Consider the following 21,284-nt stretch of genomic DNA (forward strand, 5'->3'; position numbering starts at 1 on the left):
TTGTAAATGAGTTTTTAATGTAAAATTTGTATAAAACACATTGATTTGTAACAAAAATCTTTGAACGTGACGCCATCTCTGTTTTGGCTGTCGCGATAGGATTGGCTTCTCCATTATTTAGCTGAGTTCAGACTATTTCCTGCATCATCGTGCTGGTAAAAACCGCAAAATGCGCTCAGAATTCCAGTTTTTCAGATCCGCTATGTTTTGATATTGAGCCTGGAGGCTTTTGAGTGAACCAGTCGTTAGTGCATTCGTTGTTTCGTGCTGTTGGATTAGTCGTTTTTGGCTTGCTGTTGTTATCTCCGGTGCTGGTGCAATGGCCAGAGCAGGATCTGGTACCCTATTTGCAATGGAAACTAATAGCGGCAGTCTGGTTTTATATGTTGATACTGTCGTTATTCCGCTCTTTATGGCCAGGTTTGGTGTTGTTATTACCCGCTGCTTTGCTGGTGCCGCAAGAAGTGTTTTATCTCCTGACTTATCAGAAGAATACCGATGCTCATGCCATAGCTATAGTGGCGGAAACTGACCTGAATGAAGCCTTAGGTTATTTGACTGGTATAGGCGTGTTTTTAGCTTTGGCTGTAGTGGCTATTGTGTTGCTTTGGTGGTATCTGGTGCGCAGCGCCTGGCAGCGTCATTGGCAATGGCAAAGTGGACTTAGGCCTGTGATTTGGCTGATTTGTATCGGAGTGCTGGTTAGCCTGAGCTGGAACGAGTGGCAATATCAGCAAATTAACAAAGCAAAGCAGCGCAGCAACCCGGAAGAAAACGTTTTTGTGCAGCGTCCTTTGCCCTACAGCTATGAAAAGTTTCATGCCACTTATCCGTTAAATATGCTGATCGCTGTCAATGAATTTGTGAAACAAAAACAAGCCGTAGCTGATATTGCTGAATCTACAGCCTTGTTTAAATTTTCTGCCCGTCAGACCGATATTCCGGCTCAACGACAAATTTATGTGCTGGTGATAGGGGAAACTTTACGGCCTGACAGATTGCAGCTCAATGGCTACAACAGAGCCACAACTCCGCGGCTATCTGGCACTAAAAATGTGATTAGTTACACCAACATGGTCAGTCCATGGGCCTGGACCCGTATGTCTGTCCCTGTGATCCTGTCGCGTAAAAGCGCAACGGATCAGCGTTATTTTCCAACTGAAACATCTGTAGTTGCCGCTTTTAAAGAGGCGGGTTTTAGTACAGCCTGGTTGTCGACCCAAAGCCCATTAGGTGTGCACGACTCCTCTATTGCGTTGCATGCCAGTGAGGCTGATCAGGTGCAGTATCTAAACCCTGTGGGTTATAAAAAAGAAGGGTTTTACGACGATATCCTGTTACCTGCTTTTGACCGTGTGCTGCAACAAAACGAACAAAAACAACTGATCGTGTTGCACACACTGGGCAGTCACTTTAGTTATGCCGACCGATACCCACAAGCCTTTGACTTATTTACGCCATCAGGCAAAGGCCAGTCGATCAGTATGCATGATCAAAACTCCAAAGTTCTGCTGAACAATGCTTATGACAACAGTGTTGCATATACTGATTTTATTCTGTTTAACCTGATTAAGCAGCTTGAACAAAGCCAAAGTATCAGTGGTCTGTTTTATGTCTCTGACCATGGTGAAAATATTTTTGACGGTCAATGTAACAAAAGTGGTCACGGTCACAATACCGAGCGGGACTATAGAGTGGCCTCTATCCTCTGGACCTCTGAGCTATACAATTTGCAGTATCCACAGAAAAAATCCCTGGCAGAACAACGACGAGAACAACCTTTAGTAACCACTAACGTTTTCCATTCTTTCCTTGATTTGGCGGGTATTGAATACCCGGATCAAAAGCTGACTAAAAGTTGGCTCAGCCCGGATTGGCGACCCTCATCCCGGATCCTGCAGCAGGGGCTGGATTTTGATAAAGCTACTCGGGTAGGAGAGTGCCAGGAACTGAAGGCACCTTAATCATTACTTTTTCACTGTCATAATAGTGTCATTATTTAGTCATAAAATGGCCTCCGAAACGTCATGTTACGGAAGCTTTATTGTCATATTTCAATAACCCGGCAACAGAGCATTTCCTGATGGATGCCGGGTACTGAGTGTCCCGTATCTAATGAATGTTTATCAGCTAAACAGTATTTGGTAGCCCAAATCTCCTATTACGAAAGGAAAAAATCATGTTTGCAAAAACTTTCATAAGTATTGCATTGGCTTTAAGTTGTGTTGCAACGGCCCAGGCCAAAGACTGGGAAATCTATGGAAAAATTAACGTTTCAGCACAACAGTCTGATGAGGGCGAAGGATCGTTCGGCGAATTAAAAAGTAATGCCTCCCGTTTTGGCATTCAGGGCGATTATGCGCTTGAAGAAGGTTTGACACTGATTTACCAATTGGAATGGGAAGTGGACCCGTCTGACGAGGCAAACGAGAAAAATATCAAATCCCGTAACCAATTTATTGGTCTGCAAGGTGTGTTCGGTACTGTAACCGCTGGCCGTCACGATACAGCCTTAAAACTGTCGCAAGGTAAACTTGACCTGTTTAACGACTATGAAGCGGATCTGAAAAGTTTGTGGAAAGGTGAAAACCGTATGAGTGATTCAGTCGCTTACAGCTCCCCCTCTTTTCAAGGCTTTAAGTTGTTGCTGACTCATGTAATGGAAGATGAAGCAGACGCAAAAAGTGCTCAGTCTTATGCTGTTGTCTACGGCGACGAAAGTTTAAAAGACACGGCCTGGTATGCATCAATCGCTATGGACAGCGAGATGAATGGCTATGATGCCAGCCGTGCAACTGTGCAAGTTAAAGTCGCTGACTTTAAGTTAGGCGCTATGGTGCAGCAACAGGAAGAAGTGGAAACGGGCGAAAAGGCCGATGGTTATATGGCTAATATCGCTTATCCACTGAACAAGTGGGAGCTAAAAGCTCAATACCAGACTTTAGAGGATGACGATGGTATTTCTGCTGGTGCAGATTACAAATTGGGTAAAAATACCAAGTTGTTTGGCTGGTACAGTAGTTTTGACTTTGATACTAAAGTTGACAGCGATTATGTTGCGGTCGGCATAGAACATAAGTTCTGATGTCAATCCAGGCCAGAGATCAAAACAGGCAGCTCGATGGCTGCCTGTTTTGTTTTAGCGCAACGCGGTGAGATAAAAAACTGACTTTCATTGGTCACTTACTGTTTAAATTGTAAAGCCTTGGTTATGATGGATAGAAAGCCGAAGCAGACAATAGAGTAATCTCTGATGTGGAAGTGGTGGTCTTTGCTATTGATGGTGCCCAGTCTGCTTTTTGCAGCAGAGCCTTTACGTGCTGTAGTCAGTCAAACCAATACTGCACCTTATGCTATTTTTGATCCGCAGCAGCGCTTAGTCGACGGTATAGCGAAAGATTTACTGGATGCACTCGCCACCAGATTAAACAGACCAGTGCAGTATCTGGATTTACCCAGAGGTCGGGTGGTGGAGTGGCTGCTCACAGACAAAGCTGACATTGCTTGCTTCCTCAATCCTCAGTGGGTACCTGCCAGCTATAAACTGAGTTGGACTGGCGTATTGTTTCACACCCGGCAATATATAGTGCGTCGTCTCGAAGACAGTCCGGTGCGCTCAAATCAAGATTTATTTCACAAACGTATAGGCACCACCAGAGGATTTTCCTACCCTGAGCTCCAACCCTTGTTTGAAACCAATGCTGCAGTGCGGGATGATGCTGAGTCGTTGGAGAAAAATATCCAGCGTTTGGAGCAAGGCCGGGTCGATCTGGTGATGACGGTTGATTTAAGTTACGGCCATTACCAGCAACAGTTTGACAGTTCTAAGCTTGCTGCTGAGCCACTCTGGGCTCAACCCGCTGAAGTCTACTGTGCTTTAAATCCACATCACGCATTGCAGATTGAACAAATCCAACAGCTTTTTGTTTTGATGCGCCAGCAAGGTGTTGTGGATAAAGCCTTGAAACGCTGGGCTCACACTTCTCTCTAAAGCATATTGCCAGCGCAGATCTGCCATTGATTGCCTTGCCGTTTCACTACATAAAGCGGAGTACTGCACAAACCCACTTTGTGCTGTCCTTCTTTATGTTGCCACAGCTGTTGTGCGTTGATTAAAAAGGTATCGAAATCCAGTTGCTGCAAATGCAGCAGCTGATAGGCCCAGACTCTGTCCTGATGTAACTCCAGCAATTGTTGTAAATAAACTTTGAGTTCGGCCCGGCCTGACAGACGTTGACCTAATAAATTGACCAACAGTACATTCTCTGTAAAACACTCGCCAAATAAAGCCCAGTTGCGTTGGTTAATAGCGCACTGCAACCGGGTTAATAATTGCTGTGCACAGTCTTGTTCTGAACGGCACGCCGCACCTATCGCATATACCGCATGTTCCAGCATAAAAATTTCTCCGGTGATGAAATTAAGGTTATGCTAAAACCTCAAGTAAGGTTAAGGTCAAGTGTTTTTTATGTCTGCAAAATGCGATGCAAAAAAAGTGGTGCTGTCGGTGGGCGAGGTGGCAAAACGTAGTGGTGTTTCTGTGGCGACTTTACATTTTTATGAGCAAAAGGGCTTGATCCACAGCCAGCGCAATACAGGAAATCAACGTCGTTATTCGCGGGATGTATTAAGGCGGGTGGCCATTATTAAAGTAGCACAGCGTACCGGTATTCCGCTTGAGCAAATAGGCAAAGCCTTATCGGTATTGCCGCCAGGGCAAAATGCCGATCAGCAGCACTGGCAACAGATGTCGGAACAGTGGAAAACGGAGTTGGATGCGCGTATAGCTCAACTGACAGACTTGCGGGATCAATTGAGCATGTGCATAGGTTGTGGTTGTTTATCTATGGCGCACTGCCCCTTGCGCAACCCACAGGATAAGCTGGCGGCACAAGGTTCTGGTGCACATTTTTACCCCACGTCGGAGGAACTGGAAGAACCAGAACGGTGATCTGCAATCAGTTTGCCTGAGCCCAGAGCTGCGATTTCGTGTTCGTCATCCCAAAAGGGTTCTGAGAGCGCCTGTTGATACCAGAGTTGCATCGCAGGCAACTTCATCATCAGCCTGACGTAAGGTGAAACTGCAGTTGAGACAGGTAACTGGTAACTTTGGATGCGAAATAAGACTGGGGCATAAAATGCATCTACTGCTGTAAACTGCTTTCCAGCCAGATAAGGGCCGCCAAAACCTTGCAATCCTTCCTGCCACAGTTGTTCAATACGTTGTAAATCAGTTAAGACTGCATCGGGTAATGGTGTCTTATCAAAACGACCAGCCGCATGAAAAGGGCAATAGCTGCGAAGCGCTGTAAAACCTGAATGCATTTCAGCGGCAGCAGAACGTGCCCAGCTGCGTTCTTTGTCATCTGTTGGCCAGACTCCGTTATGACGCTCAGCTAAATACTCTACTATAGCCAGCGAATCCCAGACCACCCAGTTGTCATGATGCAGACATGGCACCTTGGCATTGGGCGCAAAAGCTTTAAATTGTGCGCTATTGTCATTGGACTGAAACTGCACCTGCTTTTCTTCAAAAGGTATAGCTAAAGCGTGCATGAGTACCCAGGGGCGCAACGACCAGGACGAGTAGTTTTTATTGGCAATATAAAGCTGGTACATCAAAGCCTCCGCTGCAGTGGGAATGAGTCATCTAAGTCCTAAATACTGTATCAGAGAAACCGAATAGGATGGCTGTGGTTTTTTCAGCCAGATTTTTGCGTTATACTGCGCCCCGTTTTTGTCTCAACTTCCTCCCATTGATGCAAGGAACTTTGTCGCCGATGTAGTGTTTAAACCGTTTTTTCCATTTATAAAAGTGAAAACGCGATTTGGGGCGTGACAACTTTTATGCCTGAAAAAATGCGTTTATAAATATTCGACTACAAAGGAATTCCTGATGTTTTTATCGATACGGCAGCAGTGGCTGTCCAATATTCGTGGCGATGTGTTATCCGCCATAGTGGTAGCTCTGGCGCTTATTCCAGAAGCCATCGCCTTTTCTATTATCGCTGGTGTTGACCCTAAAGTCGGTCTATATGCATCCTTTGCTATTGCTGTGATCACAGCTTTTGCAGGTGGACGCCCTGCGATGATTTCTGCTGCCACTGGTGCTATGGCGCTTTTGATGATCACCCTGGTGAAAGAACATGGTTTGCAGTATTTGTTGCTGGCTACTTTGCTTACAGGTGTGCTGCAAATTGTGTTTGGTTTATGCAAACTCGGTGAGCTGATGAGGTTTGTTTCCCGTTCCGTGGTGACGGGCTTTGTTAATGCGTTGGCTATTCTGATCTTTATGGCGCAGCTGCCTGAACTAACTAATGTCACCTGGCATGTCTATGCGATGACAGCTGCGGGTTTAGCTATTATTTATTTGTTTCCTTATGTCACCAAAACAGTGCCTTCGCCTCTGGTCTGTATTGTGGTGTTAACCTCCATAGCACTGTATTTCCAGATTGATGTGCGTACTGTGTCGGACATGGGCGAATTACCGGATAGCTTGCCAATCTTCTTATGGCCAGATGTGCCTCTTACCCTGAACACTCTGCAAATTATTTTCCCTTATGCGTTGGGCCTGGCCTTAGTAGGTATTTTGGAGTCGTTAATGACGGCCACTATTGTCGATGATATGACAGATACCAACAGCAACAAAAACCGTGAATGTATAGGGCAGGGCATCGCCAATATAGGTTCAGGTTTATTGGGCGGTATGGCCGGTTGTGCCATGATTGGTCAGTCGGTGATTAACGTCAAATCCGGTGGTCGTACGCGTTTATCTACCTTGCTGGCAGGTATTTTGCTGCTTATTTTTGCAGTATTTTTAGGTGAATGGGTCGGCATGATCCCTATGGCTGCTTTGGTTGCCGTGATGATTATGGTGTCCATTGGCACCTTTAACTGGCAGTCAGTACGGGATTTAACGACTCATCCTAAAAGCTCCAGCCTGGTGATGATTATTACTGTGTTGGTGGTAGTTTTTACTCACAATCTGGCCTACGGCGTCTTTGTGGGTGTACTGATGAGTGCGTTATTTTTTGCTAATAAAGTAGGTCAGTTACTGGCAATTCAATCTGAACTCTCTGCCGATGGCAGCAGTCGCCGTTATCTGGTGACAGGCCAAGTGTTTTTTACCTCTGCGGAACCTTTTGTCGCAGCTTTTGATTTTAAGGAACGACTGAGCACGGTGCAGATTGATTTAACTCATGCGCATTTCTGGGATATCACAGCCGTCAGCTCACTGGATAAAGTGATTTTGAAATTCCGAAAGGCTGGAGCGGAAGTTGAAGTGATAGGGCTGAATCAGGCCAGTGCCACTTTAGTCGACAAGTTTGCCATTCATAACAAGCCGGAAGCTATAGAACAGCTGATGCACTAGAAAATAAAAAAGGGTCAGAACCAAAGTTCTGACCCTTGTAGACAAATACTTACTTAGTATTTGTAGCTAAAGCTTACACCATAGCTTTGGCCTTCAACGCGGCGTTGTAATAACTCGCCTTGTTGCATAATTTCCACATCTTCATTCAGCAAGTTTTTCATCGACAGCTTGACTGATGTCGATTCAAAAGGCGTGTAGGAATAGACAAAGTCTAACGAGTTAAACGGTTGCTCGTAGGCATCGTCTTTGTCGTTTACACCAGCAAAGGCGATACGTTTACCGAACACGTTATACGTCAGAGTTGCATTGTGCTCGTCGTTATCTGAGTCGAAACCTAACTGGAAGTTTACGACATGTTTGGAGTGACCATTCAGTGGACGTGTTAAGTTAGTCAGGTTGGTGCCAGCAAATTGCTGGATGGTAATTTCTGACTCGCTGTAGGTGAAGTTACCTGCAACAAAGAAGTTATCCAACCAGTTGTAGCTTTGACCTTCAAACATATTCAGCTGTTGCAGGAATTCAGCCTCAACACCGTAGACTTCACCAGCGTCGGCGTTACGGAATGACATCAGCAAGTTGCCGTCTGAACCTTGCAGCTCAATGGATTCAATCGGGTTTTCTAAATCTTTGTAAAAGACACCGATACTGTAGTTACTTTCGTCGTAATACCACTCTAAACGGGCATCATAACTGGTGACATCAGTGCTTTTAAGGCCAGAAAAACCCGTGATTTTAAAGTCAGTCAGAGGGTCGATAAACAGAACTGGTGTTACTTCACGTAGGTCTGGGCGAACCACTGTGCTGCTGTAACCAAAACGAGCCTGTAGTTCTTCACTGACAAACCAGGTGAAGGATAAAGAAGGATAAAACCCATCTTCGAGTAAAGGGAATTCTTCGATATTACCGCTAATCTCTCCGTCAGCATTTAATGGTACAGAAATCTGACGGAAATCCTCGTAACGTACGCCAAAGTTTAAGCGATACAGATAGTCGTAGTTCATTTCCATACCGACGTAGGCTGCGTCAATTTGCTGCGCCGCTATGTAATCATCGGCCTGCGTCGTGACGTTAGAGATTTGGAAACCGTTGGCTGTGTTAAGAATACTTTCATCGGAGAATATATCTGAGAAACTTTGACTTAACTGCTCCAGGCTATAACCGACAGTGCTAAAGTTAAACAGGTTGGTTTCCGAGTCACGGGTACGCTCAAAATAAGAGTAACCACCGTTCAGTACCATTTCAGCTTTGCCTAAGGTAAAAGGTAGTTTGGCATTCCAGCTGCCGTTTTCGGTATTGTCTTCCATGTTACCGAAGCTGTAGTTCACCGCATTTTGGTTACGACGCAGGAAGGAGGTGAAAGAACCATCGGCCTGAAGCTCATTGACCTTGCGATATTCGATTTCGCCCGGAGCGTCACGTTCGGCTTTGGCGTCTGTGTATTGCCAATCCACACTGATATCATACAACCAGGGTAAATTATGACGTCCACGAATTTGATTGCTTAACATGGAACGTTCTTCATAACGAATAGAAGTATCGGTATTAAAACGGTCAGTTTCATTCACAGTGTCTATGCCGTCACCGTTTTTAACTTTGATTTCATCCTTGGTATCACGCAGATAAATAGAGGCGGTTTCGAATCTGTGGTTCTCATCCAGCTCTAAACCAAAGTTTAGCATGCCAGATAGCTTCACCTGATGTTCTGTACCTTTAATATCGTCATAAATATTCAAAGGTACTAAGCCGTCACCAGAGATAGAAAAGTAGCGTTCCTGCTCTTCAATATTCTGAGTCGATCTGTCGTAGCTAACACCTGCCATCACACCAAAGACTGTGGAACCAATATCAAATTTGTCACCAAAAGATACACTGCCATCAAAGTCGGGTTTTATATTTTCACGCTGTACATCAACATCACGATTAAAACTTAAACCTAATTCCCGCACTATAGTGGCAGCCTGAGCCAGATTACTCTGATTCACTCCTCCCAGAGCTTCTGCGATATTGATCTGGTTAATAGTGCCATATTGATCCAAAGCTGCACGTAATTCAGGCGACATAGTGCGAGTGCCATCGTCGCTGCCTTTCCAGTCATCACCACCACCGTTGTAGCTGTAGGCATCATCGCTGCTCAGACTGTTATAACCAGTACCTACAGACAGATTAAAACTGCGTTGTAATGGAATAGAGGAGGTACGGATATTGACGCTACCACCACCAAAAGCGGCTGGTAGTTCAGGTGAATAGGCTTTTTGTACCACTAAACTTTCGATAATGCCGGCAGGGAACATATCCAATGGGATCACGTTACGGGTAGGATCCGGGCTTGGTACCATAGCGCCGTTTAATAAGGTGCTGGAATAACGCTCCCCTAAACCACGCACATAAATAAACTTGTCTTTGACTAAAGTTAAACCTGTAACCCGGCGTAAAGCCGTTGCTGCATTGCTGTCGCCGGCTCTGGAGATTTGCTCCATGCCCAATAATTCTGCGACATAAGGTTGTTCACGACGTTCTGCGGCAGCTGAGGCGGCTGAACTCATCAGACGGCCAGAGACTTCAATTCGCTCTACTTCTTTGTTGTCTTCTGTCGTTTTGGCGAGAGTTTCCTGGGCTAATACAGGCATCATGCTGGCTGTTGCTGCTAAAGCCAGCAGCACGCTACGACCAACCTGACTAATTTTAAAACTTTGCTTGCTGCTCATTTGAACTTGGTCCTATCAGCTAATTCGTACATCAATGTGCCGGGCTTATCCTAAGGAGGCCCGGCACTAAGTGAATGCATAACTGCCAGCAAGCTGGCAGTTTATGGATGCTTAGTCGTTAAGGCCCACAGCCCAACCAGCAGTCCAGTTATTGCTTTCTGAAACAGCACCAACAAAGTTAGTGGCATCGAAGAAAGCATCCACAGTTTTCATGTCTTTTGCCGGAGTAGCGTCAATAGTGAAGATACCTTTTAAGACGTCTGCTTGAGTCGCAGCCAGCTTGTTGGCTGTTTGTCCTAGGAACCATGATTCAGTCGTTACACCAGTAGCGACATTGCCTTTGACAGCTTGAGTAGGGCAGGCAATCACAGAGTTGGTCATGGTTAAAGCGCCAGACGTAGCTAATGCCTGAGACGGAGCAGATTCAATCTCAAGGCACTCACCCATACCTGTAGGTCCTGCAATCACGAAGTTCGCCAGTTGAGCGTTCGTGCCTGCACGCAACAATACGCCTTCTGAATCAGCGTCAGCTGAAGTGAAGGTGTTACCTATGATGGTCATGTTGGCGATGGTTGGGTTAGATACAGGCGTTATTGTCAGATTGTCTGAATTGTTATCACCTTCAATACCACGGTTCGCTTTCGTGTTATCAGCAGCATGTTTCACCAATACAAACTGTAATTTACCGTTATAGCCATCAGTCCAGTCGACTGAGTCGTCACCGTTTGAGGTCAGGACCACGTTTTTACAGTTCACACTACCACCGAAAAACTCTATACCGTCATCCAGGTTCTGGTGGACCTGAATATTTGAACATTTAGTGCCTGAACCTACGCCAGCGAAGGTAATGCCATTTAATTCATTGCCTGGCAGAACTTCGTAACCAGCATGTTTTACGATGACATAGTTCAGAGAGCCACTGCTATCTGCTGCATCTGGACCACCGTATGGGCCTGCATCACCTTCAGATAAAGGTCCACAATTGTTCAGATCCGGACAAGCACTGGTAGGTGCTTTACCCAGCAGCACTAAACCACCCCATTGACCTTCGGCTGTTGGTGAACCAATCACGTCCTGTACAGAAGTCATAGTGATAGGGTTAGCTGCAGTACCTTCGGCAACAATTTTTGAACCACGGGTCACTACCAGGAAATCAGCACCTGATTTGCCGTAAATAGTTACACCCGGGGCTACAGTCAACGTAGCGCTGGTGGTGTTATCCACACCTACTCGAACGCGGCCACTTAACACATAGTCTGCACCTGCAGCTAAAGTCACGTTGGTTGTAATATCACCTGTTAACTGGCAGTTGAGCTTACCAGTTAAGCTGGCAACTTCAGTGGTGCCTGTTGGGCAAGATGCTAAGCCTGAGCCGGTTTCAGGATGCAGGCTTACGGTCCAGCCTTTAGTCCAGTCTGTCGTGCCATCAAAAGCACCAATATAGTTCACATCATCAAACCAACCGTCGATATTACCTACATCAAAACCATTTGCGATGGCAGGAGAGTTAGGTGCAGGGATATAACCACCCAATAAAGCATCGCCCACTAAGTTATTTGGCTGAGCCGTAAACCAGGCATTGGCATCAAAAGTAACATTACCATTGGCATCTTTAATGTTTGCAAAAGGTTCTGCGCAGTCGATGATGGAGTTACGGAATATTAAGTCACCACTATTGGCGAAGTTAGCCGTCTCAGTGGTATTGATTTCAAAGCACTCGCCCATTTTTTCTGGCCCGGTCACTATGACGTTGTACAGTTCAGCAGAAGTACCGGCACGTAATAAAATACCTTCTGAGTCCTCATCACCGTCAAAGTTATTACCAATAATGGTCAGGTTTGAAATACGAGGTTTACTGATAGGGGTTGCGCCTAAAATATCTGGATTGTTGTCCGCTTCTATGGCCCGGTTCGCCTTAGTATTATTGGGATTATGACGAATTAACACGTGCTGCATACGGCCAGTCCAGCCATCTGCCCAGTCTAACGAATCATCGCGGTTACCAGTTAACACCACGTGTTTTAAGTCAACAGTGCCACCAAAAAATTCGACACCGTCATCCACGTTATTGTGAACCTGAATGTAATCTACCGTAGTGCCACGGCCTACACCGGCAAAAGTAATACCGTTTAACTCGTTACCTGGCAGCACTTCAAAACCAGCGTAGCGTACTTGTACGTATTTTAAAGCGCCGCTGTTATCTTCCGGATCAGCACCACCGTAAGGACCTGCTTCCCCTTCTGCCTGAGGGGCGCAATTGGCTAAATTTGCCTGATCACACTTATTACTTGGAGCTTTTCCTAATAAGACTAAACCACCCCATTGGCCTGAGGACTCTTCGTCGGACAAGCCTAACATGTCATTGACTGAGGTCATGACGATAGGATTAGTTGCAGTACCCACCGCCTGAATTTTAGAACCACGGGCAATAACTAAATAGTCAGCGCCACTTTTACCGAAGACTTTAGTGCCAGGCTGAATAGTTATGGTTGCGCTATTGGCGTTATCATTGCCTACTGTCACTTTGCCTGATAAAGCCCATGCTCTGTCCGCAGTTAAAGTGACATCGCTGGTGATCACTCCTTTAATTTCACAGACCGGAGTAGTGACGCCTGCTAAAGCTGTTGCTTCAGTAGCAAAAGCCGGGCAAGAGCTGACAGGAGGGGTTACACCGCCATTACCGCCGTCGTTGCCGCCAGAGCCAGTGTCGATATTAATATCGCCACCGCCGCAACCAGCCAGAACTAAAGCTGAGGCAATTGCGCTCAATTTTAAAAAGTTACGTAAAGCCATCACTTAATCTCCAATAATCACATGAATGCTGTTGTTATAAAAAGCTGGGGCCAACCATACTCAGGCTTAATGACTGTTTTATTACAGTGAATGCGCATGTGACGGAACTTAAAGAGCAGACCGCGACTGACGTGGCATTGCAGAGAGCGTGTCAAAAAAAGTTCACTAAATTGTCATCTGAAAGACTTTTGTCTTTATTAAAAAAATGTAACTAAATTGCTGGCTGTTAGAGCGGTTGTGGTAGCAGATTTAGATTCAATTGTCGTTGTGTTGCTGAACCTGTCTGTGAGTCATTTAGGGGCAGATTGCTTGTTTTGCTTTCATAAAACTGTCATAAACTAGCGCCATACTGGTCACAATCAATAAATTAGCTTGAATTGGTAGAGGGTTATGTCTAGAAAAATCCTGGTCGTAGAAGACGAAGCACCGATCCGTGACATGTTATGTTTTGTGCTCGAACAAAATGGTTATCAAGCCAGCACGGCAGAAGATTTTGATTCTGCTGTAAACATGCTGGTCGAACCATATCCTGATTTAGTTTTATTGGACTGGATGCTGCCTGGCGGCAGCGGTATTCAGTTTGCCAAAAAAATGAAAGGGCATGAGCTAACCCGCAGCATCCCTATTATTATGATTACCGCTCGTGGCGAAGAAGAAGATAAAGTTCGTGGTTTGGAAGTAGGTGCGGATGACTACGTGACTAAACCTTTTTCACCCAAAGAGTTGATGGCGCGTATTAAAGCTGTGATCCGTCGTGTTGCCCCCACCAGTCTGGATGATGTGATTGAAGTGCAGGGCTTAAAACTTGACCCTGTGTCTCATCGCGTTACTGCGTCTGAGCAAGCCGTAGATATGGGACCTACAGAATTCCGTTTACTGCACTTTTTTATGACGCACCCGGAACGGGTCTATAGTCGTGAGCAATTGCTGGACCACGTCTGGGGCACTAATGTGTATGTGGAAGACAGAACAGTAGATGTGCATATCCGCCGGTTACGTAAAGCTATTTCACTGGCTGGACATGACCGTTTAGTGCAAACTGTACGGGGTTCAGGTTATCGTTTCTCAGCTAAATGACCGATAAAAGTGAGTACTATGCGTTTGTTATTATCGAAGAGGAAGATTTTTAGCAAAATCTTCCTCTTGTTTTTTGTCGTTGCATTGATGGGCTGGTTGCTTGACCTGCTGTTTCCTGCTTTGTTTGCCACCTCTTTACTTCTGCTGGGCTGGAACTACAGGCATATTTTTATCCTGGACAAGTGGCTTTGGCGCGATAAAAAGCTGACACCTCCGGCCGGCGATGGTAGCTGGCAGCAAGTGTTTGATGGTATTTACTATCGTCAGCGCAAAGCCCGAAAAAAAAATAAGGAATTACGTGGCCTGATCCGGCGTTTTCGTGACGGCGCTGAAGCCTTGCCTGACGCCATAGTGGTGTTGAATAACGACTGGACCATTATTTGGTGCAATAAACTGGCACAGCAACTGGTGGGACTGCGCTGGCCACAGGACGAACGTCAGCGCATTGATAACCTGATCCGTAACCCTGAATTTCAGACCTATATCCAGCAAAAACAATTTGACCAACCACTGGAGCTATCTTCTCCGGTTAATGAAGATCTAGTGCTGGAGTACCGTATGCTGCAGTACGGTGACGATCAGCATTTATTGATAGTGCGGGACATCACACAATTAAAACTACTGGAACAAGTGCGTAAAGACTTTGTCGCTAACGTCTCCCATGAACTGCGTACACCTTTGACTGTACTGCAAGGTTATCTGGAAGTGATGGATGCTGATAATTTGCCTAATGCCGGCATCTGGCAAAAAGCTCATACGGTGATGTTGGAGCAGACCAAACGTATGGATGCGCTGGTGCAACAGCTTTTAACTTTGTCCCGTATCGAAGCCGCAGCCAAAGTGCAGTTTGAAGAGCATATAGACGTGCCCGCTATGTTGGCTATGCTGGAGCAGGAGTCTCAGACACTGAATCGCGATAAACAGCATCAGATCAGTTTTTCAGTGGATCCTGATTTAGTGGTGTCCGGTATTCGTGAAGAGTTACGCAGTGCCTTCTCTAACCTGATCACCAATGCAATTAAATACACGCCGAATGGCGGTCAAATTCAGGTCAGTTGGTTAAGACAGCATCAAAAAGCTATATTTAGTGTCAGCGACAACGGTGAAGGTATAGCGCCACAGCATGTAAAACGGCTGACTGAACGTTTTTATCGTGTTGATCAAGCCAGAGCCCGCGCTACTGGTGGCACAGGCTTAGGTTTAGCTATAGTAAAACATGTACTGCAACGCCATAACAGCAAGCTGATGATTTTTAGTGAACCGAAAAAAGGCAGTAGTTTTTCTTTTAGTTTGCCTGCCGAATCTCAACCTAAGCGCAAAGCTATTCAAGCCCGTTAACTGGCTACTCTTGCTGCAGAAAGTGCAAAAACTTCTGCAGCACAGGTGGCTGATAATTTTTATGTTGTACCAGTCTGAAATGCCGCTGCAGTTGCAAAGGGCTTTGCAGCAGCACCAGCTGACCTGCGTTTATTTCATCCTGCACGGCCAGTAAAGGCAAACAGCCAATACCCAATCCTTGTTTAACGGCTTGTTTAATAGCTTCAGGCCGCTCCAGTTCCAGCAGATGTTGGGGAGTCCACTGTAAGCGTGCCAATTCATGTTCCAGCACTGCACGGGTGCCTGAGCCTGGTTCACGTACTATCCAGCGCTGGGTTAATAATTGCTCTGTTGATAAATGTTGATGCAGTTTGGGGTGACCAAATAGTACGGTCAGATCCTGGCGCCAATGCTGAATATGAAATTCCGCACTTAAAACCGGTCCTTCGACGAACCCAAGCTGAGCCTGCTGCTGGTGCATCAGTTGCAAGACTTCGCTGCTGTTGCAAAGCCGCAATTTAAAATCAATCTGTGGATACAGCCTGGTAAACTGTGCCAGTAAAGCCGGCAATAAATAACAACCTACAGTTTCACTGGCCACCAGCCGTAATTCACCTTTATCGGGCTCTGAACTCACCAGCTCTTGCTGTAAATCAAGAAACACCTGCAGTCTTGGTAACAGGTCCAATGTATGTTGAGTGGGGATCAGTTGCCGGCCTTGTCGTAAAAACAATGGCTGGCCTAAGCGTTGTTCCAGTTCTTTTAATGCCTGACTGGCTGCCGATTGACTTAACGCCAAAAGATCGGCGGCTTTGGTCAGGCTATGCTGACGGCAAATCGCATCTAATAACAACCAATGGCGTGGACTAGGATAATTCATTTGTTTATCTAATCTGAGAAATAAGATAAATCCATTATTCTTATTTTTGTTGGCCATTACAATAGCGCTGTTTCTACAACAAAGATGGCATCATTATGTTGGTATTACTTCTGCTTAGTTTGCTGTTACAACTCTGTTATCTGGCGGTGCCTGTGCTGCATCAATGGGTCAGTCCTGTGTTTGTAGCTTTGCTTTTAGGATTGTCAGCCGCTTTTGTATTGCCTTTATGTTCGGTTCAACCCCGTGAGTTGCTGGCTTCCCAACTGGATAAACTGGCGATGTTGCAGCAAAAAGCACTGCGTTTTGGCATCGTTTTATTTGCCTTTAGTGTTGATTCTGAACTGGTGCTGCAAACCAGCCTGCTGGCTTTATTGCAGCTGGCAGCTTTGGTGCTGCTGGTGCTGGCCGCTGCCTTATGGCTTGGGTTCAAAGTCTTTAAACTGCCGAAAGAACTGGTACTTTTAGTCAGCTGTGGTTTAAGCTTTTGCGGTACTTCCGCTATTTTTGCCACCTGGTCTGTGCGCAAAAGTGATGAAGCGACTTTAACGCAAAGCCTGGCTATGGTGTTGTTGATGGGCTTGCTGGCCTTACTGAGTTACTCCGTGTTGATACACGCTGGTGTTCTGCCTGAAGACCAACTGGCCTGGCTGATTGGCAGCACGGCACCTGAAGTCTCACAAGCCGTAGCTGCCGGCAGTCAATTGGGCGATGCCGCACCTCAAGCTGTCATTGCCAAATTATTCCGGGTTTGTTTATTAGTGCCTTTTTTACTTCTGCTGAGTTTTAACAACAAAAACAAAGAGGGCTTTGCATTTCCGTGGTTTGTGCTGGGGTTTATTGTGGTATTGGGGATCAATCTTGGTTTGACAGTACCTGTCTGGTTTAGTCAGGGCGCTTTAGTGCTCTCACAAAGCTGCCTGATTTTTGCGATGTTAGTGACTGGACTTTTAACCTGCTGGCAGGATTTAAAGCAGTGCAGCGGCAAAGTCTTTGGCTTTGCCGCTGTGGTGATGGTTTTACTCTTTAGCTTTTCTTATCTGTTTTTGCCGGGTTAGCTAAATAATCCAGTGCCAGACCAGTTAAAGCCCGGACTCCATTTTCCAATGCCTTTTCATTGACCTGAAAATAGGGGGAATGGTTAGGGGCGGTTTGGTCGACCGGGGTATTGTCCGGTGCTATACCCAAAAAGAAAAATACGCCTGGTACTTCTTGTTGGAAAAATGAAAAGTCTTCAGAGGCGGTAATGGGTTTGATTGGTGCGACCCCAGCCTTGCCGGCAGCCCATTGTAAAGTTGGCATTGCCCACTCTGTCAGTGTGGCGTCATTCCAGGTCACAGCCGCAAAACCATGATGATGAAACTGTGCCGTAGCGCCACTGGCGGCCGCTATATGTTCTGAGGTGTGCTGCATTTTTTGTAATAACTGCTCGCGCATTTGTGGGTCAAAAGTTCGGACTGTGCCTTCTAATTTCACTTCATCCGGAATAATGTTCCAGCGCACGCCACCATGCACCTGACCTACGGAGAGCACAGCCGGAGCTTGAGTTACATCCAACTGTCGGGCCGGTATCTGATGTAAGGCGGTAATAAGTTGGCCAGTGACTGCTATAGGGTCAACACCACGCCATGGGCTGGAGCCATGCACTTGTTTGCCTTTGACTGTGATGTTAAAACTGTCAGCGGCTGCCATAATTCCTTCGCTTTTCACCTGCAACTGTCCGGCAGGGCCTGGCCACACGTGCAGACCAAAAATAGCGTCCGGCTTGTATTGAGCAAACACACCTTCTTTGAGCATCAGCTTGGCCCCCCCTTCCTCACCTGCTGGTGGGCCTTCTTCAGCCGGCTGGAATACAAATAAAATAGTACCGGCAATTTGTGATTTGAGCTGAGTCAGCACAGAAGCTGTCGCCATCAACATGGCTGTGTGAGCGTCATGACCGCAGGCATGCATCACACCGACCTCCTGACCGTTAAAGGTACTGCGGACTTTAGAGGCAAAAGGTAAATCGACTTGCTCTGTGACGGGCAGGGCGTCCATATCTGCCCGCAGTGCGACCGTCGGACCTGGTTTAGCACCTTTTAATACGCCCAGTACACCATGATGGGCAATACCGCTTTGAACTTCCAAACCAAGCGACTTCAAATGTTCCGCCACTTTTTTCGCTGTGTTGACTTCCCGGTTCGACAGTTCAGGGTATTGATGAAAGTGGCGGCGCCATTGCAGCATTTGTGGCTGAATGGTTTTAATAGCAGGTTCGGTTTGAGGTTTTAAGTCTGTGGCTGCCTGAGCTGAAAACGCACTGGCAACCAGCAATGAAACTAAAGTTCTGAGCATGGTAAGGTCCTTAAGGTCTTTGAGCCTTACCATACTGTTTGTCGTTAAAAAAGCAAAGCGTCAGAAGCTCTGAGCTCGACAACTTCACTACTATTCGTGCTTAGCAGAAGTTGATGCTACTTGAGTGGGTCCGCTATGATTTTTGGTTCCCTGAGCCATTCGCGCCAAATCGCGACCAGCAACGCCATTAATACAGGGCCGACAAATAAACCCACCATACCCATAGTTTTCACTCCACCTATTAAACCAAAAAAAGTGGGTAAAAAGGGTAATTTGACTGGGCCACCCACTAGTGTAGGCCGAATGGTTTTGTCGACAATAAAAAGCTCAATACTGCCCCATAAAAACAAGCCAACGCCTGCGGTTAAATCGCCGGTGCCAATCAGATAAATCGAAATCAAGCTAAATGACAAGGGCGCACCGCCCGGAATAAGGGCCATAAAACCAGTTAACACGCCAAAAGCCACAGGGGAAGGGACGCCGGCAATCCAGTAGGCAACACCTAACACCACTCCTTCGCCTATAGCGATAATAGTCATACCTATAACAGTGGAGCTGACCGTCGCAGGCACAACGCGGGAAAAACGGTTCCAGCGGTCTGGTAATATACGTTCGCCGACAGTATCCAGCTGCCAGGCTAACCTTTCACCGTCTTTGTACAGAAAAAACAGCGTGATTAACATAAATAACAACGTTAGCATAAAGCCTGCTGTGGTCCAGCCGAAATTCAGCACCCATTTGGAAATGCCACCTATTTGTTCACCGCTGACCAGACTGACCACTTGTCCCAACTGGTGAGGCTCGCCTAAGTAGATTTGCCAATAGCCAGCTAAGGTGTCACCGATACCGGGCAAGGCTTTAAGCCATTCAGGTACTGCAGCGCCATGTTCATTGGCATATTTCAGCCATTCTATCCAGGCTTTGATCTCTTCCATCGCATAGCTGAATACCAGAGCCAGCGGGATCACCAGACCTAATACGATAGCAACAATAGCGACGCTAGCTGCTAAGGTGGAATTGTTGCGGCAATAGTTCAGTAAGTGGCGATACAAAGGCCAACTGGCAAAGCAGATAATCAGAGCCGCCAGCACAGGCACCAGAAAACCGATAAAAAAGAATACTCCTGCACCTAGTATTACCAGCAATAAGGCTCTGCTAATGGCGTCGTTACTAAAAATTTGTGGCATCTGTAACTTTTCCTTTCGCCTGTTACGGCTTTTTACTACGAGTCGTCTTCTGCGCTGGCTGGGTCGAACCCCGGGCTTTGCAAACTGCACTCTATTAAATAGGGGCAGTCGAGCACAAAGGCAATCTTTTTCAGATGCAATTGCTCCTGCTGGAGATCAGCGACTAATAATGGCTGTTGTTCCAGCCATGCTTTGGGTAGTTGCAGGCACAACTGTTGATTTTGGCCTTGAGCTTTGAGCTCGGGTAAAAAATCGTCACGGCGTTTTTGATTCAGTAAAACGGCCAGCCGCAGCAGCACCAGTAGGGACACGACTGTGCTTGTGTTGTACAAATAAAATTGCGACAAATCTTCGCTTTTAATTTTGCGGCGGTGAGAGCGGACTAAGGTCGCAAGCAACTGCTGCTGTTCCTGGTTAAAGCCGGGCAAATTGGCATTTTTTAAAATATAAGACGAGTGACGCTGCACGCTGGAGGAATTGATGTGTAAACCAATTTCATAAACAGTGGCAGCCCAACTGAGTAAATCGGCCATTTCATCTGTTAAGTTCCAGCTGGTGCGTAACTGAGCAAACAATTCCAGTGCGGTCCTGCGCACTCTGTCGGCCTGAGCTGTGTCTATGCTATATCTTTTGATGAGGCTTTGAATGGTATGCTCGCGAATATCGTGATGATGCAGACGATCGCTCATCTCATACAGCACACCTTCACGAAGTGCGGCATCGACATAATACATTTGCAAGATACCAAGCATATTAAAAGCCGCGATCAGAATAGCTAAGCCTGAGCAAATCAATAACTTACGATCGTCGGCTAAACCAGGTAAATCCAGCTGCAGACTATTTTCCTGAGCGACTAACAAGTCTTTTAATTGCAACAGCTGTTCAAGCTCAATACAGACCGGATGCCAGCCTAACCCCACAATAATATCGCGGATGGTTTTTATCGTGCCGGATGTACCGACGACTTGTTGCCAGCCGGTTTCACGGTAGGCCGAGACTATAGGCTCCAGTTCCTGCTCAGCTTGCAGAATAGCCCGTTCAAACTTCTTATTACTGATCCGGCCATTGGGGAAATGCAGTTGCGCATAGCTGACACAGCCCATATTGCGACTGGCCAGTTTCAATGGCTGAAAACCTTCGCCTATCGCAAACTCAGTGCTACCGCCGCCTATATCCATCACCAGACGCCTGCCCTGATAATGTTCAAAATGCGCCACACCCTGATAAATAAAACGTGCTTCTTCCTGACCTGAAATCACTTCAATAGGGAAGGGGAATATCGCCTGAGCCCGGCGTAAAAACATAGCGCTGTTTTTAGCCCGTCTTAAGGTGTAAGTGGCAATCACCCGCACTGATTCAGTGGGGACAGGCTTTAAAGTGTCGGCAAACTGAGTCAGCACAGCAAGACCACGTAACATGGCTTCTTCGGTCAGCAGTAAATCCTCTGTTAAACCCTCAGCCAGCTGCACTTTTTGTTTTTCGCGGTGTAGTAGTTGTAAAGCACCGTCGACAACACGGGCTATGACCATATGAAAACTGTTGGAACCTAAATCAACAGCTGCCATATAGTTGGCGTTTGAGGTATCTGCGCTGGAGTCCGCGCTAGTCCAATGGGTCAT

Annotated in this window: 16 protein-coding genes; 8 read left to right on the forward strand and 8 right to left on the reverse strand. The window is 46.3% G+C overall.

The features are described from left to right. The first annotated feature begins 233 nt into the window (after positions 1 to 233). The 3 genes from IEW88_RS09510 to IEW88_RS09520 all read left to right on the forward strand — a co-directional run bounded on the left by IEW88_RS09510 (position 234) and on the right by IEW88_RS09520 (position 3,991). On the forward strand, positions 234 to 1,964 hold the full coding sequence (locus tag IEW88_RS09510) for a phosphoethanolamine transferase family protein (RefSeq protein WP_147904010.1): 1,731 nt from the start codon (positions 234 to 236) through the stop codon (positions 1,962 to 1,964). Positions 1,965 to 2,179: 215 nt separating this feature from the next. Next, positions 2,180 to 3,085, forward strand: coding sequence for a porin (locus IEW88_RS09515; protein ID WP_082335731.1), 906 nt, complete (start codon positions 2,180 to 2,182; stop codon positions 3,083 to 3,085). 168 nt (positions 3,086 to 3,253) lie between these two features. Further along, positions 3,254 to 3,991: a substrate-binding periplasmic protein gene (locus IEW88_RS09520; protein WP_053424329.1), complete on the forward strand. Its 738-nt coding sequence runs from the start codon at positions 3,254 to 3,256 to the stop codon at positions 3,989 to 3,991. Here the strand turns inward: IEW88_RS09520 and IEW88_RS09525 are convergent. Further along, positions 3,988 to 4,398 carry a DUF4440 domain-containing protein gene (locus IEW88_RS09525; RefSeq protein ID WP_147904011.1) on the reverse strand — a complete coding sequence of 137 codons (411 nt, stop codon included), beginning with the start codon at positions 4,396 to 4,398 and terminating at the stop codon, positions 3,988 to 3,990. The two genes, IEW88_RS09520 and IEW88_RS09525, sit on opposite strands and share 4 nt — an antisense overlap. Positions 4,399 to 4,468: 70 nt before the next feature. Between IEW88_RS09525 and soxR the strand changes: the two genes are divergently transcribed. Next, on the forward strand, positions 4,469 to 4,951 hold the full coding sequence (gene soxR, locus IEW88_RS09530) for a redox-sensitive transcriptional activator SoxR (RefSeq protein WP_147904012.1): 483 nt from the start codon (positions 4,469 to 4,471) through the stop codon (positions 4,949 to 4,951). Here soxR and IEW88_RS09535 read toward each other — a convergent pair. Further along, positions 4,912 to 5,619: a glutathione S-transferase family protein gene (locus tag IEW88_RS09535; RefSeq protein WP_147904013.1), complete on the reverse strand. Its 708-nt coding sequence runs from the start codon at positions 5,617 to 5,619 to the stop codon at positions 4,912 to 4,914. The genes soxR and IEW88_RS09535 overlap by 40 nt on opposite strands. A 277-nt stretch (positions 5,620 to 5,896) precedes the next feature. On the opposite strand from IEW88_RS09535, the gene IEW88_RS09540 reads away from it, so the two are divergent. Beyond that, positions 5,897 to 7,372: a SulP family inorganic anion transporter gene (locus IEW88_RS09540; protein ID WP_147904014.1), complete on the forward strand. Its 1,476-nt coding sequence runs from the start codon at positions 5,897 to 5,899 to the stop codon at positions 7,370 to 7,372. 53 nt (positions 7,373 to 7,425) lie between these two features. On the opposite strand, the gene IEW88_RS09545 is transcribed toward IEW88_RS09540, so the two are convergent. Continuing rightward, the gene (locus IEW88_RS09545) at positions 7,426 to 10,077 is read right to left on the reverse strand and encodes a TonB-dependent receptor domain-containing protein (RefSeq protein ID WP_147904015.1); all 2,652 of its coding nucleotides are present in this window, start codon (positions 10,075 to 10,077) and stop codon (positions 7,426 to 7,428) included. A gap of 111 nt (positions 10,078 to 10,188) precedes the next feature. Next, on the reverse strand, positions 10,189 to 12,870 hold the full coding sequence (locus IEW88_RS09550; protein ID WP_147904016.1) for a beta-helix domain-containing protein: 2,682 nt from the start codon (positions 12,868 to 12,870) through the stop codon (positions 10,189 to 10,191). Between the two features lie 390 nt (positions 12,871 to 13,260). Here IEW88_RS09550 and phoB point away from each other — a divergent pair, with 390 nt between their 5' ends. Both phoB and phoR read left to right on the forward strand, forming a co-directional pair. Beyond that, entirely contained in the window at positions 13,261 to 13,947 is a 687-nt protein-coding gene (phoB, locus tag IEW88_RS09555; protein ID WP_046518572.1) for a phosphate regulon transcriptional regulator PhoB, read from the forward strand. Positions 13,948 to 13,965: 18 nt separating this feature from the next. Beyond that, a complete protein-coding gene (gene phoR / locus IEW88_RS09560) occupies positions 13,966 to 15,285 on the forward strand; it encodes a phosphate regulon sensor histidine kinase PhoR (protein ID WP_147904017.1) in 1,320 nt (439 codons plus the stop codon). Positions 15,286 to 15,289: 4 nt separating this feature from the next. On the opposite strand, the gene IEW88_RS09565 is transcribed toward phoR, so the two are convergent. After that, a complete protein-coding gene (locus tag IEW88_RS09565) occupies positions 15,290 to 16,144 on the reverse strand; it encodes a LysR family transcriptional regulator (RefSeq protein ID WP_185148582.1) in 855 nt (284 codons plus the stop codon). Positions 16,145 to 16,239: 95 nt separating this feature from the next. Here IEW88_RS09565 and IEW88_RS09570 point away from each other — a divergent pair, with 95 nt between their 5' ends. Further along, entirely contained in the window at positions 16,240 to 17,199 is a 960-nt protein-coding gene (locus tag IEW88_RS09570; RefSeq protein WP_147904019.1) for a YeiH family protein, read from the forward strand. Here the strand turns inward: IEW88_RS09570 and IEW88_RS09575 are convergent. From IEW88_RS09575 to IEW88_RS09585, 3 genes are all read right to left on the reverse strand, one after another. Further along, positions 17,168 to 18,478 carry an amidohydrolase gene (locus IEW88_RS09575; RefSeq protein ID WP_147904020.1) on the reverse strand — a complete coding sequence of 437 codons (1,311 nt, stop codon included), beginning with the start codon at positions 18,476 to 18,478 and terminating at the stop codon, positions 17,168 to 17,170. The genes IEW88_RS09570 and IEW88_RS09575 overlap by 32 nt on opposite strands. Before the next feature lie 116 nt (positions 18,479 to 18,594). Beyond that, complete coding sequence (locus IEW88_RS09580; protein WP_147904021.1) at positions 18,595 to 19,665, reverse strand: AI-2E family transporter; 1,071 nt, start codon at positions 19,663 to 19,665, stop codon at positions 18,595 to 18,597. Positions 19,666 to 19,700: 35 nt separating this feature from the next. Beyond that, the gene (locus IEW88_RS09585) at positions 19,701 to 21,284 is read right to left on the reverse strand and encodes a Ppx/GppA phosphatase family protein (protein WP_147904022.1); all 1,584 of its coding nucleotides are present in this window, start codon (positions 21,282 to 21,284) and stop codon (positions 19,701 to 19,703) included.

This window comes from Rheinheimera tangshanensis, assembly GCF_014645135.1.
Taxonomy (GTDB): domain Bacteria; phylum Pseudomonadota; class Gammaproteobacteria; order Enterobacterales; family Alteromonadaceae; genus Pararheinheimera; species Pararheinheimera tangshanensis.